Source organism: Bradyrhizobium sp., assembly GCF_036009065.1.
Lineage (GTDB): Bacteria > Pseudomonadota > Alphaproteobacteria > Rhizobiales > Xanthobacteraceae > Bradyrhizobium.
Genome location: NZ_DASYMN010000163.1, coordinates 1 through 12,356, shown reverse-complemented (window position 1 = coordinate 12,356; position 12,356 = coordinate 1). Strand labels below are relative to the sequence as shown.

Sequence of the window (12,356 nt, the reverse complement as noted above, 5' to 3'; positions counted from 1 at the left end):
TTTTCCGCAAGCCATGCCAGCGTGGTGGCGAGCAGGGTGCCGCCGACGCAATAGCCGGCAGTATGCACCTTCAATTCGCCGGTCGCCTTCTCGATGGCATCCATCGCCGCCAGCGGGCCTTCCTTCATGTAGTCGTCGAAGGTCTTCTTGCCGAGCGTCTTGTCCGGATTGACCCATGATATCAGGAACACGGTGATGCCCTGATCGACGCACCATTTGACGTAGGATTTTTCCGGCTTCAGATCGAGGATGTAGAATTTGTTGATCCACGGCGGCACGATCAGCAGCGGCGTGCGCAGCACGTTTTCGGTGGTCGGCTGATACTGGATCAGCTGCATCAACTCGTTCTGAAAGATCACCTTGCCCGGGGTGGTCGCCATGTTGACGCCGACCTCGAGATTGGAGGGGTCGGACTGGCGGATGCGCAGGCTGCCGCCGCCCGCCTCGATGTCCTCCGCCAGCATCTTCATGCCGCGCACCAGATTGTCGCCGCTCGAGGCCAGCGTCTCGCGCAGCACTTCCGGATTGGTGAGGACAAAATTCGACGGCGCCAGCGCATTGGTGATCTGCTGGACGTAGAACTCGGCTTTCTTGCGGGTGTGCGGGTCGAGCCCTTCGGCGTCGCGCACCAGATCGTTCGCCCACCGCGCCGACAGCAGATAGGCCTGCATCACGAAATCGAAGAACTGGTTGGATTTCCATTCGGGATCGGCGAACCGCTTGTCGCGCGGCGCGGGCGCAATCGCGGGCGCTGCTTCCTCGCCGACCAGGCGGCGCATCGACGAGCCCCACAAATCGAGATAGGCCTTGCCGAGCTTCATCTGCAGTTCAGCGGCGCGGGTCTGGTCCGACAGCCAGTAGTCCGCCACTGTGCTGAAGGTCCTGATCACCTCGCCGAGTTCATTGGGCGGCTTGTCCTTGGCCTCGCCGTCGTCGCGCGGCTTGAGATACGCCGCAAGCGCCTGGCCGCTGCTCTCCATTGCCTTTGCGAGGTTCATCGCGAAGGCTTCGGGATCGAATTTTTTTTCAGCTTTGGTTTCGGTGGTGACGTCGCTCATGGGCAGACACTACAGAGTCATTTCAGGTTCGTCACGGCGCTGATCGATCGTGGCACGGTTCGAGGGTTGATCCGTGGTGCATCTGTTGCACTGCGACAAAGCGTCTTTGTTCGGTCATATTGGAGCCCCAACGGTGCGATCTGTTCTTCAGGCTTTAATCGTTTGGAGATAGTGTGCCGGGCGATGCGGCAGGTTTGATGAAATAAGCATCAACGCCAAAAGTTTCCGGCGAAGGGACGTGCGGTTGACCTCCAGGGATCGAGTGAAAAGGATATTGGCCCTGGCAGCGCTGCTGCTGGCACTGCCGGCCGGGGGCTGTTCAACCTCGATCGCCGATCTGCCGCTAGTCGGAGTGCCGGCCGACGCGCCGGCGCGGCCAAAGGAGGTTGGCGCCTATCCTGCCGTGCACGACATGCCGCGGGACCGGCCGGAAGCCGCAATGGACGCGGCGGAACGCAACAAGGTGTCCAGTGAGCTGATTGCGGCGCGCGAGGCCGCTGCTGCCGCGGCCAAAAACCCCGCTGCGAAATGACCGGGAATTTGCGGTAGCGGGTGGCGCTGGGTTGCGTCCGTGGTAAAAAGAACCCGATTCAACAGCAGGCTTATAGCGAACCTGGCCGCCAGACCTATCGGTTTCGCGCTTGAATTCGCTCTCAATCACTAACCGGGTGCGCTTCCTGTAAAATCGTACCTGCGATCCTGCCGCCCGGTTCCCGGAGTTTTGGACCAATGGAAGAATTCTACCGCATCCGCCGTCTGCCGCCTTATGTGTTCGAGCAGGTCAACCGGGCCAAGGCGGCGGCGCGGAACGCAGGCGCCGACATCATCGATCTCGGCATGGGTAATCCGGACCTGCCGACTCCGGCCCATGTCATCGACAAGCTCAAGGACACGCTGGGCAAGCCGCGCACCGACCGCTACTCGGCGTCGCGCGGGATCACCGGCCTGCGCAAGGCGCAAGCCGCCTATTACGACCGCCGCTTCGGGGTCAAGCTCAACCCCGAGACCCAGGTCGTGGCGACGCTGGGCTCCAAGGAGGGCTTTGCCAACGTCGCCCAGGCGATCACCGCGCCCGGCGATGTGGTGGTGTGCCCGAACCCGAGCTACCCGATTCACGCCTTCGGCTTCTTGATGGCCGGCGGCGTGATCCGCTCGGTTCCGTCGGAACCGACGCCGCAGTTTTTCGAGGCGTGCGAGCGCGCGATCATCCATTCGATCCCGAAACCGCTGGCGATCGTGGTTTGCTATCCCTCCAATCCGACCGCTTATGTCGCAAGCCTCGATTTCTACCGGGATCTGGTGGCGTTCGCGAAAAAGCACGAGATTTTCATTCTGTCGGACCTTGCCTATGCCGAGGTCTATTTCGACAACGATCCACCGCCCTCGGTGCTGCAGGTCCCCGGCGCCATCGACGTGACAGTGGAATTCACCTCGATGTCGAAGACGTTTTCGATGGCTGGCTGGCGCATGGGATTTGCGGTCGGCAACGAGCGCATCATCGCGGCGCTGACGCGGGTAAAATCCTATCTGGATTACGGCGCATTCACCCCGGTCCAGGTGGCGGCGACCGCGGCCCTCAACGGCCCGGAAGACTGCATCCGCGAGATGCGCGACACCTATCGCAAGCGCCGCGACGCGCTGGTGGAATCGTTCGGCCGCGCGGGGTGGGAGATTCCGCCGCCCGCCGCCTCGATGTTCGCCTGGGCGCCGCTGCCGAAGGCGTTCCGCGAGGTCGGCAGCATGCAGTTCGCGACCCTGATGGTGGAGAAATCCGGCGTCGTGGTGTCGCCTGGCGTCGCTTTCGGCGAGCATGGCGAGGGTTACGTCCGCATCGCAATGGTGGAAAACGAGCAACGCATCCGCCAGGCCGCGCGCGGCGTGCGCCGCTTCCTTGAAAGCGGCATCGAAACGTTGCACAACGTGGTTCCTCTCGCCAACCGGCGATAGCTCGTTAGCTCAATCCGGCAGGTTTTCGCGTTATGGTCGCACCCCTGAAAGTGGGTATTGCGGGGCTCGGCACTGTTGGCGCCGAAGTGGTCCGCCTCATCGAAGCGCAAGGCCGGGCTTTGTCGGCGCGCTGCGGCCGCGGCGTGGCCGTCGTTGCCGTCACGGCGCGCTCCAAAGCCAAGAAACGCAAAGTTAATCTGCGCGGCATCGCGTGGGCCAAAAATGCCCTTGATCTTGCCAACGATCCCGGCATCGATTGCTTTGTCGAGTTGATCGGCGGCTCGGGCGAGCCCGCGCTGTCCGCCGTTGAGGCCGCATTGAAATCCGGAAAGTCGGTGGTGACCGCCAACAAGGCGCTGATCGCCCGGCATGGCTTGCGGCTGGCGAAATGGGCCGAAAACAACGGCGGCGCGTTGAACTTCGAGGCCGCGGTCGGCGCGGCGATTCCCGTCATCAAGACTTTGCGCGAGGGCCTTGCGGGCACCGATGTCACGCGCGTCTACGGCATCCTCAACGGCACCTGCAACTACATCCTGAGCCGGATGGAGCAGGAGGGCCTGTCATTCGCCGCATGCCTGAAGGACGCGCAGCGCCTCGGTTATGCCGAGGCCGACCCCTCGTTCGACGTTGACGGCCACGACACCGCACAGAAGCTTGCGATCATCTCCAGCCTGGCATTTGGCAGCAAAATCGCGCAGGGCGCCGTGTATGTGGAAGGCATTTCATCCATCAGGCCGGAGGATCTGCGCGCCGCCGCCGAACTGGGCTATCGCGTCAAGCTGCTGGGTGTCGCGGTCCGGACCGGCAAAGGCATCGAGCAGCGCGTGCATCCGACCATGGTGCCGAGGTCATCCTCGATCGCGCAGGTGATGGGTGTCACCAACGCCGTGACTATCGACGGCGAGGGCATTTCGCCGATCACGCTGGTCGGTCCCGGCGCGGGGGGGGCTGCGACCGCGTCCGCCGTGGTCGCGGACATTGCCGATGTTGCGCGCGGCATTCGCGCAAAACCCTTCGGGCGCCCGGTGGCGCGGCTGCGCGCGACCAAGAAGGCCCCGATGGAACGCCACGAGGGCGGCTACTACATCCGCCTGATGGCGCGCGACCTGCCCGGCACCGCGGCGGCCATCGCCACCCGCCTCGCCGAGCAAAACATCTCGATCGAGTCGATCGTGCAGCGCCATCCGGAGGGCTACGTCGATACGCGCACGACGGGAAAAGCTTCACCCGTGCCGGTCATTCTGATTACCTATGCGACCAGCGAAGACGCGGTGAGCCGCGCGCTGAAGGCGGTGCAGCACGACAAAGTGATCAGCGGCCGTCCGCAGGTGATCCGCATTGAAAAGAACTAGCGCGTCCTTTCGCGCCAACCGATAAGTTGCGGGCGACAACCCGCTTTTGAAGTTCAGGGAGCTTACGCCGATGTCGACCCATATTTCCGTTCCGCCGCAGCTGTTGCTGGAGCGCATCCTGACGCTCGAAATCGTGCGGGTGACGGAACGCGCCGCGGTGTCGGCGGCGCGGCTGCGCGGCCACGGCAATGAAAAGGCGGCCGACCAGGCGGCGGTGGACGCGATGCGCCGCGAACTCAACAAACTGCCGATCGAGGGCACCATCGTAATCGGCGAGGGCGAGCGCGACGAGGCGCCGATGCTGTTCATCGGCGAGAAGGTCGGCATGAATGCCGGCCCGCAAGTGGACATCGCGGTCGATCCCCTGGAAGGCACCACGCTGTGCGCCAAGAACATGCCGGGTGCGATCGCGACCATGGCGATGGCCGACGGCGGCACGCTGCTGCACGCGCCCGACGTCTACATGCAGAAGATCGCGGTCGGCCCCGGCTACGCCAAGGGTGTCGTCGAACTCGACGCATCGCCGGCCGATAACGTCCGCCGCCTGGCCAAGGCCAAGGGTGTGGAGCCTGCCGCGATCACCGTGCTGGTGCTCGATCGGCCGCGGCACGCCGACATTATCGCCGGCGTGCGCGGCACCGGCGCCGCGGTCCGCCTGATCACCGATGGCGACGTCGCCGGCGTCATCCATTGCGCGGATCCGGATAATACCGGGGTCGATATGTATATCGGCACCGGCGGCGCGCCCGAAGGCGTGCTGGCGGCGGCGGCGCTGCGCTGCATCGGCGGCCAGATGCAGTGCCGCCTCATTCTCGACACCGAGGAGAAGCGCGAACGCGCCCGCAAGATGGGCGTCACCGATCCGCGCTTCATCTACGGGATCGAGGACATGGCGAAGGGCGACTGCCTGTTTGCGGCAACCGGAGTCACCACCGGCTCGCTGCTGTCGGGCGTCAAGTTCCGCAAGGATGTGATCGAGACCGAGACCGTGGTAATGCGCTCGGTCACCGGCACCGTGCGCTACATCAAGGCTGAGCACCGGCAACTCGAAAAATTCCACCTCGATTGAGCAGCCATGAACGCCAATGTTCTGATCCGTGCAATTGGCGAAGACGAGCGCGACGCCTGGGACCCGCTGTGGGCGGCTTATCTCAGTTTCTATCAATCAACGCTGGCGCAGGAGATCAGCGACCTTGCATGGTCGCGTTTTCACGATCCGGACGAGCCGCTGTTCGCACTGGGCGGCTACGTCGACGGCCGGTTGCTCGGCATTGCACACTACCTGTTCCATCGTTCGACCTGGGCGCATCATCGCTACTGCTATCTTGAGGACCTGTTCGTGGCGGAAGGTGCGCGCAGCAAAGGATTGGGGCGCGCATTGATCGATGAGGTTTACCGCAAGGCCGAGGCCGCCGGCGCGAACCGGGTCTATTGGCTGACGCAATCGAGCAACGCGCAGGCGCGCGCGCTTTATGACAAGGTCGCGGATAACCTCGGATTTATTCAATACCGCAAGGTGCTTTGACATCATCCGTCATTGCGAGGAGCCCTTGCGACGAAGCAATCCAGCCTTGACTTGCGGCTATCTGGATTGCTTCGCGGAGCCCGTCATCGGGCGGCGCTTTGCGCCGACCTGTTGGCTCGCGATGACGACAGGACACGGTGACAGCCATGAGTGAAGTCCCAGACGTAAAAGCCCTCGTATTCGACGTGTTCGGCACCGTGGTCGACTGGCGCAGCAGCCTGATCGCCGACTTCACCAAATGGTCCGAAAAGCGCGGCATCAAGGCGGACTGGACCGCGCTGGTCGATGGCTGGCGGGCCGTCTATGCGGCGTCGATGGACGAGGTGCGGAAGCATCCGGAACGCGGCTATATGATACTGGACACGCTGCACCGGCAGTCGCTGGAAAAACTGGCCGCGCAGTTCTCGATTTCGGGATTGTCCGAGGCGGACCTGCACTATCTCACGATGGGCTGGCACCGGCTCCATCCATGGCCGGACAGCGTCTCCGGCCTGACGCGGCTAAAGGCAAAATACATCATCGCCCCGCTGTCCAACGGCAACGTCGCGTTGCTCACCAGCATGGCGAAGTTCGCAAGGCTGCCGTGGGATCTGGTGCTGTCGGCGGAACTGTTCGAGCACTACAAGCCCGATCCCGAGACCTATCTCGGTGCGGCGCGCCTGCTCGGGCTGCCGCCGGCGCGGGTGATGATGGTGGCCGCGCACAACAATGATCTGAAAGCCGCGCAAAAACTCGGATTGAAGACCGCCTTCGTCGCGCGGCCGACCGAATATGGCCCGCTGCAGAAATACGACTTCGAAGCCAAGGGCGACTGGGATATCGTGGCCAAGGATTTTAACGGGCTCGCCGAGCGCATGGGATGTTAAAGTTGCTTCCGCTTGCGCTCCCGTCATCCTGAGCAGCCGCGCTCTTGCGCGGTGTCTCGAAGGATGGCCACGCATACCTTGTCTCCATCCTTCGAGGCTCGCCAAGAGCCTCGCACCTCAGGATGACGGCGGAGCTGTTGCGCCGCGATGACGGCGGAGCGGTTGCGCCGTTGCAGGGGGATGATGGGTATAAGTTGCGGTCGCTGGTCGCGAATCATTGAATGGCCTGCCGTCTTGCCTATTTGCTAAAGGCATCATGACGCTCCCCGCATCCGCATTTCCCGTTGAGGCGCCCGCTGCCTTTCTCGGCGTGTCGCAGTCCGCGACGGGAAAACTGTGGCGCGACCGGCTCGATCCCCGGGGGGCTGCGCGGGCGCTGGCGATCGCGCAGCGATATCAACTGCCGGAAATGCTGGCGCGGGTGCTTGCGGGGCGCGATGTCGAGATCGACGCCGTGCAGGATTTTCTCGATCCGACCATCCGCAAGCTGATGCCCGATCCCCACACCGTGACCCAGATGGAAACCGCGGCGAAGCGCATCGCCGACGCGGCCGTACGAAAAGAGAAAGTCGCGATCTTCGGCGATTACGATGTCGACGGCGCGACCTCCGCGGCGCTGCTGGCCTGGCACCTGCGGCATTGCGGGCTCGATCCCTTGATTCACATTCCGGACCGCCTTTTCGAAGGCTACGGTCCCAACACCGAAGCCGTGCGCATGCTGGCGGAAAAGGGCGCGACGCTGTTGATCGCCGTCGACTGCGGCACCACCAGCCTCGAACCATTGGCCGAAGCCACGCAGCGCGGCATGTCGGTAGTCGTGATCGACCATCATCAATGCGGCGATGAGCTGCCTGTCGTCGATGCGCTGGTGAACCCCAATCGCCCGGATGATCTCTCCGGGCTCGGCCACCTCGCCGCGGTCGGCCTCGTGCTGGTGACGCTGGTCGCGGTCAACCGGGAACTCCGCGCGCGGGGATTGTGGACCTCTGAGATGCCGGAGCCGGATTTGCTCGGCATGCTGCATCACGTCGCACTCGGCACCGTCGCCGACGTCGCACCGTTGATCGGCCTCAACCGGGCTTTTGTCGCAAAAGGCCTGATCGCGATGCGGCGGCGCGATCATGTCGGCCACACCGCGCTGATGGACGTGTCGCGGCTGAACGGGCCGCCGGAGGCGTGGCATCTCGGCTTCATGCTGGGGCCGCGCATCAATGCGGGGGGACGGATCGGCCGCGCCGATCTCGGGGTGCGGCTGCTGCTGGAGGGCGATATCTCCGAAGCGGCGCGAATAGCCGCCGAACTCGACCGCCTCAACACCGAGCGCCGCGTCATCGAGCAGATGGCGGAGGCGCAGGCGGAGGCGGAGGCGCTGGCCTCGCTCGGGCTGGAGGACAAGGCCGCGGTGATCGTCACCGCGTCGGAAGGCTGGCATCCCGGCGTGGTCGGCCTCGTCGCCTCGCGGCTGAAGGAAAAATTCTCGCGGCCGGCGTTCGCGATTGCGCTGGAGCCGGGCGGCATCGGCACCGGCTCCGGCCGCTCGATTCCCGGCGTAGACCTTGGCCGGGCGGTGCGCCAGGCGGTGACCGACGGGCTGCTGATGAAAGGCGGCGGCCACGCCATGGCGGCCGGTGTCACGCTGCGCAAGGAGCGGCTGGCGGAATTCCGCGCCGCCATGGAAAGCGCGCTCGCGCACGACGTCGCGCAGTCGCGCCACGCCCACGAGATTTTCATCGACGGCGCGGTGAGCGCGCGCGCGGTGACGCCGGAACTGGTGGCGACGCTCAATCGCGCCGGTCCATTCGGCAGCGGCAATCCCGAGCCGGTGGTGGCATTGCCGTCGCATCAACTGGTCTACGCCGATGAAGTGGGGCAGGCGCACATGCGGGTGCGGTTCAAGTCCGGCGATGGCTCCATCGTCAACGGCATCGCGTTTCGCTCGATCGGGCAAAAGCTCGGCAACGCGCTGGCCGAGCACCGCGGCCAGCCGCTGCATGTGGCGGGGTCTCTCGCGGTGGATCGCTGGCAGGGCGGCGAGCGGGTGCAACTGCGCGTGCTCGACGTCGCGGTGCCGGATTCGGGACCAGCGGTCATTCGTTAAATTAAGTAAGTTTTCCGTTAACGTTTTGTGCGCGCCGCCGCCGAAGCTATGTTCACGGCCGGAAATCTTGTTCGGGAGGGAACCATGCGGATGGCGGCTTACGCGCTGACGCGGCTGATCCTGTTCGGATCCGGCTGGGGCGTCGCGACTGTTCTGGCGCTCGCCGCCGATGCACAGCTGCCTGGCGTCAAATGGCCGATCCTCGGCATATCAGCGGCGTTGTGGACGTTCATCTACGGGCTGTATGTGGCCGGGGAGGCGAACCGAAGCGGCGCTGCAAGTTCAACGTCACCTCTCCCATGGGGAGAGGTCGAATTGCGAAGCAATTCGGGTGAGGGGTTGATACCCAACGAGAGGGCGTAACCCCTCAACCAACCCTCTCCCAGAGGGAGAGCGGGTACGCTGCGGATATTGCAAGGTCTCGATCACGATCCCTGCCTTAGCCGCGCCAGCACTTTCAGCCCGCCATAGCCGTCCGCCGGCAGCAGGCCCATTTTGGTCTGATAGTCCTTCACCGCCTTCATGGTGTCGTTGCCGACGCGGCCGTCGGTGCCGCCGGTATCAAAACCGGCTTTTGTCAATCGGGTCTGCACTTCCTGCACTTCGGCCAGTGTCAGCGCGCGCTCCGAACCGGGGAACGGTTGAATGAACGGCGGGCTGCCGAGGATACGGTCGCCGAGATGGCAGATCGCCAGCGCGTAATTCATCGAGGGGTTGTAGCTGCGCACCGCATAAAAGTTCGGCCCCAGCAAGAACGCCGGGCCGCCGGCTACCGGCACCCACATCTGCGCGCTCGCATTCGGCTGCGGAAACGGCTGGCCGTCGGCGCGCGCCACGCCGGCGCTGGCCCAGGCCGCATAAGTCCGGCTGCCGCTCGGGGCGCCGCCGGGGGCGCGGACCTCGTAGCCCCAATGCTCGCCCCGATGATATTTGCCGCGGTTGACCAGATAGCGCGCGCTGGAGCCGAGCGCGTCGTCGGGCTTGCCGAACGGCGACACCCGGCCGTCCTTGTCGTAATCCATGCCGACATTGAGCCAGACTTCGGGCATCCACTGGGTATGACCCATGGCGCCGGCCCACGAGCCGCGCATCTCCTCCGGCGAGCCCCAGCCGCGATCGACGATTCTGAGTGCGTTGATCAATTCGGTTTCCCAATAGGCGCGGCGGCGCGGCTCGTTCCACGCCAATGCCGCCAGCGATGGAAATACCGGACGCATGTGGTTCTGCTGCACCAAAGGATCGCCGTAGGCGGATTCGACGCCCCACAGCGCCAGCAGCGTGCCGCGCTCGACTCCAAAATCCCGTTCGATCCGCGCGAACAGCGCTTCGTTCTTCCGCAACGCCTCCTTGCCATTGATGATGCGCCAGTCGGATGCGCGGCGGTTGATGTATTGCCAGATCTGCTCGTGAAATTCCGGCTGCTTCTGCATCTGCCTGAACACGGACATGTCCGGCTCGATGCGGCCCATCACGCGGGTATACGTTGCGTCCGACACGCCTTTGGCCAGCGCGCGGGCGCGAAAGGTATCGCGCCATTGCTCGAAGCCGGGCGGCGCGGCGGCGAGCGCCAGCACGGGATCGAAGAGCAGGGCGCCGGCGCCAAGGCCGGATTGCAGCAACGCGCGGCGAGTCAAGCTGTGTCGAGAATCGATCTGGTTCATCAGTCCATTCTAACGGCATGGAGAGTGTGGTGGCAGAGGCCATTCGCCGCTGGAACCAGCCACCCTACGGCAGCTCCGTGGCAAGATCGGACGGCTAGTGCCGGACCGTCACTCTGGTCGGTTGTACAGGCTGCAACCGCCGCGCAGTAGAACTGCCACCTTGGGAAAGTACAAATCAAGTTGGAAATTCTGGGCTCGCCGAGGCGGGCAAACCGAAATGAACAAGACCGTTCGTAACGAAAGACGAAAATTAACGGCGTCCTGCTCAATTCGATTGCGACCGCGCTAATGGCCGCCGGCGGGTTTGCACCGGTGGCCTCGCAAATCTACGGTTTTGGGTCGAATCGTGTCGATGAACGCTTGGTTTTCCTCAGTTCCGCCGTTTGCGTTGCGATGAGCCTAGTATTACATCTGATTGGAAGGCAGCATCTCGGAGGACTCGAGGAATGACGCGATTTCAAGCCCTCGCCATCCTTATGCCCGTCTTTGTAGTCGTCATCATGGCTGCGGTTGCGCGTTGGACGCAGTATCAAGATCGGGCTCCGGAGAGCGACCCGGTTCAGCCAAAGCCCGCGCACCGGGAGGGCTAGCGATGTCACAGGATCATGCCACCCGCACCGACTGGAAAACGTTCAGGCAGCTGGCGCCGGACGCCTACGATTCCGTAGTCGCGTTGAACAAGATCGCCGAGCAGAACGGCCTCGACAAGCAGCTGCTGGAACTCGTCAGGCTGCGGGCATCGCAGATCAATGGCTGTGCCTTTTGCGTGCAGTATCACATCATAACGGCGGAGAAACTGGGCATTGACGCCGACAAGTTGAACCTCGTCGTGGTCTGGCGCGAGGCGCCGATCTTCTCAGCCCGCGAACGCGCCGCACTGGCGTGGACCGAGGCCCTGACGCTGGTCTCGCAAGGCGTCAGCGACGAACTTTACGCCGAAGTCAGTGCCGAATTTTCCGAGAAGGAACTGGCCTATTTATCGACCGCGATCGCTGCCATCAACATCTGGAACCGGTTCGGCGCGCCCTATCGCTGGGCCCCGCCGGCGCGGCAGCAGCCGCCGCAGGCCAAGGCGTCGTAGGATTCCAATGCCCCGGACGCGCAGCGCGAAGCGGTGCGCTGCAGAGCCGGGCTCATTAACTGCTCGAGCGTAAAGACGTGAGTCCCGGCTCTGCGTAGCGGGACACGGAATCGGCTTAGCTCTCGGCGGCCCGCCGAAGATCCGGACAACTGCGGACGGTGTCGCCCGAAACCTTGCCCGCGCGTCCCTAGTCCTTGGCGCGCTCGACGTAAGAGCCGTCCTCGGTCATGACCACGATCCGCGTTCCCACCCCGATATGCGGCGGCACGTTAGTGCGCACGCCATTGGACAGTTTTGCGGGCTTGTAGGATGACGATGCGGTCTGGCCCTTGGTGACCGGCTCGGTATCGACGACCTCCAGCGTCGCGCGCTGCGGCATCTGGATCGCTACCGGAAGGGCGCCGTGCAGAGATAGTTTTACCGTCATGTTTTCCTGCAGATAAGGCGCTGCGCTGCCGATGATGTCCTCGGGCACCTGAACCTGATCGTAGTTATCGTTGTTCATGAAGTGAAAGCCGTCGGCATCCCTATAGAGGTAGTTGAAGTTCTGGTCCTCGATGGTCGCTTTCTCGACCTGGTCGGTGGTCTTGTAGCGTTCGGAGACCTTCACCCCGTCGCTGATTCGGCGCATTTCGATCTGGCTGACCGGAGTTCCCTTGCCGGGGTGGATGTTCTCGGCGGTCAGAACCACGTAAAGCTTGCCGTCTTGCTCGATGACGTTGCCCTTGCGAATAGAACTGGCGATGACTTTCAAAGCTGATTTTCCTA

The 12,356-nt window shown here is 63.7% G+C and carries 12 protein-coding genes; 9 read left to right on the top strand and 3 right to left on the bottom strand.

Features of this window, described 5'->3' with window-relative positions:
* The coding region (locus tag VGP39_RS09850) for a PHA/PHB synthase family protein (protein WP_414644620.1) at positions 1–1,058 on the bottom strand (1,058 nt) is incomplete at its 3' end.
* A 274-nt stretch (positions 1,059–1,332) separates the two neighbouring features.
* Between VGP39_RS09850 and VGP39_RS09845 the strand changes: the two genes are divergently transcribed.
* The 8 genes from VGP39_RS09845 to VGP39_RS09810 all read left to right on the top strand — a co-directional run bounded on the left by VGP39_RS09845 (position 1,333) and on the right by VGP39_RS09810 (position 9,209).
* Positions 1,333–1,590 (top strand): hypothetical protein, encoded by a 258-nt coding sequence (locus VGP39_RS09845; RefSeq protein ID WP_327567919.1) that lies wholly within the window; start codon positions 1,333–1,335, stop codon positions 1,588–1,590.
* 197 nt (positions 1,591–1,787) lie between these two features.
* Entirely contained in the window at positions 1,788–3,005 is a 1,218-nt protein-coding gene (locus VGP39_RS09840; RefSeq protein ID WP_327567918.1) for an LL-diaminopimelate aminotransferase, read from the top strand.
* A 32-nt stretch (positions 3,006–3,037) separates the two neighbouring features.
* On the top strand, positions 3,038–4,357 hold the full coding sequence (locus VGP39_RS09835; protein WP_327567917.1) for a homoserine dehydrogenase: 1,320 nt from the start codon (positions 3,038–3,040) through the stop codon (positions 4,355–4,357).
* 70 nt (positions 4,358–4,427) lie between these two features.
* Positions 4,428–5,426 (top strand): class II fructose-bisphosphatase, encoded by a 999-nt coding sequence (gene glpX / locus VGP39_RS09830; RefSeq protein WP_327567916.1) that lies wholly within the window; start codon positions 4,428–4,430, stop codon positions 5,424–5,426.
* A gap of 6 nt (positions 5,427–5,432) precedes the next feature.
* On the top strand, positions 5,433–5,882 hold the full coding sequence (locus VGP39_RS09825) for a GNAT family N-acetyltransferase (protein ID WP_327567915.1): 450 nt from the start codon (positions 5,433–5,435) through the stop codon (positions 5,880–5,882).
* 146 nt (positions 5,883–6,028) lie between these two features.
* Entirely contained in the window at positions 6,029–6,748 is a 720-nt protein-coding gene (locus VGP39_RS09820) for a haloacid dehalogenase type II (RefSeq protein WP_327567914.1), read from the top strand.
* A 256-nt stretch (positions 6,749–7,004) separates the two neighbouring features.
* Positions 7,005–8,846 (top strand): single-stranded-DNA-specific exonuclease RecJ, encoded by a 1,842-nt coding sequence (gene recJ, locus VGP39_RS09815; RefSeq protein WP_327567913.1) that lies wholly within the window; start codon positions 7,005–7,007, stop codon positions 8,844–8,846.
* A gap of 84 nt (positions 8,847–8,930) precedes the next feature.
* Complete coding sequence (locus tag VGP39_RS09810; protein WP_327567912.1) at positions 8,931–9,209, top strand: hypothetical protein; 279 nt, start codon at positions 8,931–8,933, stop codon at positions 9,207–9,209.
* 62 nt (positions 9,210–9,271) lie between these two features.
* Here VGP39_RS09810 and VGP39_RS09805 read toward each other — a convergent pair whose 3' ends face one another.
* Positions 9,272–10,507 carry a lytic murein transglycosylase gene (locus VGP39_RS09805; protein ID WP_327567911.1) on the bottom strand — a complete coding sequence of 412 codons (1,236 nt, stop codon included), beginning with the start codon at positions 10,505–10,507 and terminating at the stop codon, positions 9,272–9,274.
* A 592-nt stretch (positions 10,508–11,099) separates the two neighbouring features.
* Here VGP39_RS09805 and VGP39_RS09800 point away from each other — a divergent pair.
* The gene (locus VGP39_RS09800; RefSeq protein WP_327567910.1) at positions 11,100–11,588 is read left to right on the top strand and encodes a carboxymuconolactone decarboxylase family protein; all 489 of its coding nucleotides are present in this window, start codon (positions 11,100–11,102) and stop codon (positions 11,586–11,588) included.
* Between the two features lie 187 nt (positions 11,589–11,775).
* Here the strand turns inward: VGP39_RS09800 and efp are convergent, their stop codons facing one another.
* Entirely contained in the window at positions 11,776–12,342 is a 567-nt protein-coding gene (efp, locus tag VGP39_RS09795) for an elongation factor P (RefSeq protein ID WP_327567920.1), read from the bottom strand.
* Positions 12,343–12,356 lie beyond the last annotated feature (14 nt).

What these genes read in the sequence shown, in the direction of transcription:
- VGP39_RS09820 (WP_327567914.1), top strand. Translation starts at nt 6,029, where the DNA reads ATGAGTGAAGTCCCAGACGTAAAAGCCCTCGTATTCGACGTGTTCGGC.
- recJ (WP_327567913.1), top strand. Translation starts at nt 7,005, where the DNA reads ATGACGCTCCCCGCATCCGCATTTCCCGTTGAGGCGCCCGCTGCCTTT.
- VGP39_RS09825 (WP_327567915.1), top strand. Translation starts at nt 5,433, where the DNA reads ATGAACGCCAATGTTCTGATCCGTGCAATTGGCGAAGACGAGCGCGAC.
- VGP39_RS09810 (WP_327567912.1), top strand. Translation starts at nt 8,931, where the DNA reads ATGCGGATGGCGGCTTACGCGCTGACGCGGCTGATCCTGTTCGGATCC.
- glpX (WP_327567916.1), top strand. Translation starts at nt 4,428, where the DNA reads ATGTCGACCCATATTTCCGTTCCGCCGCAGCTGTTGCTGGAGCGCATC.
- VGP39_RS09805 (WP_327567911.1), bottom strand. Translation starts at nt 10,507, where the DNA reads ATGAACCAGATCGATTCTCGACACAGCTTGACTCGCCGCGCGTTGCTG.
- VGP39_RS09840 (WP_327567918.1), top strand. Translation starts at nt 1,788, where the DNA reads ATGGAAGAATTCTACCGCATCCGCCGTCTGCCGCCTTATGTGTTCGAG.
- VGP39_RS09800 (WP_327567910.1), top strand. Translation starts at nt 11,100, where the DNA reads ATGTCACAGGATCATGCCACCCGCACCGACTGGAAAACGTTCAGGCAG.
- VGP39_RS09835 (WP_327567917.1), top strand. Translation starts at nt 3,038, where the DNA reads ATGGTCGCACCCCTGAAAGTGGGTATTGCGGGGCTCGGCACTGTTGGC.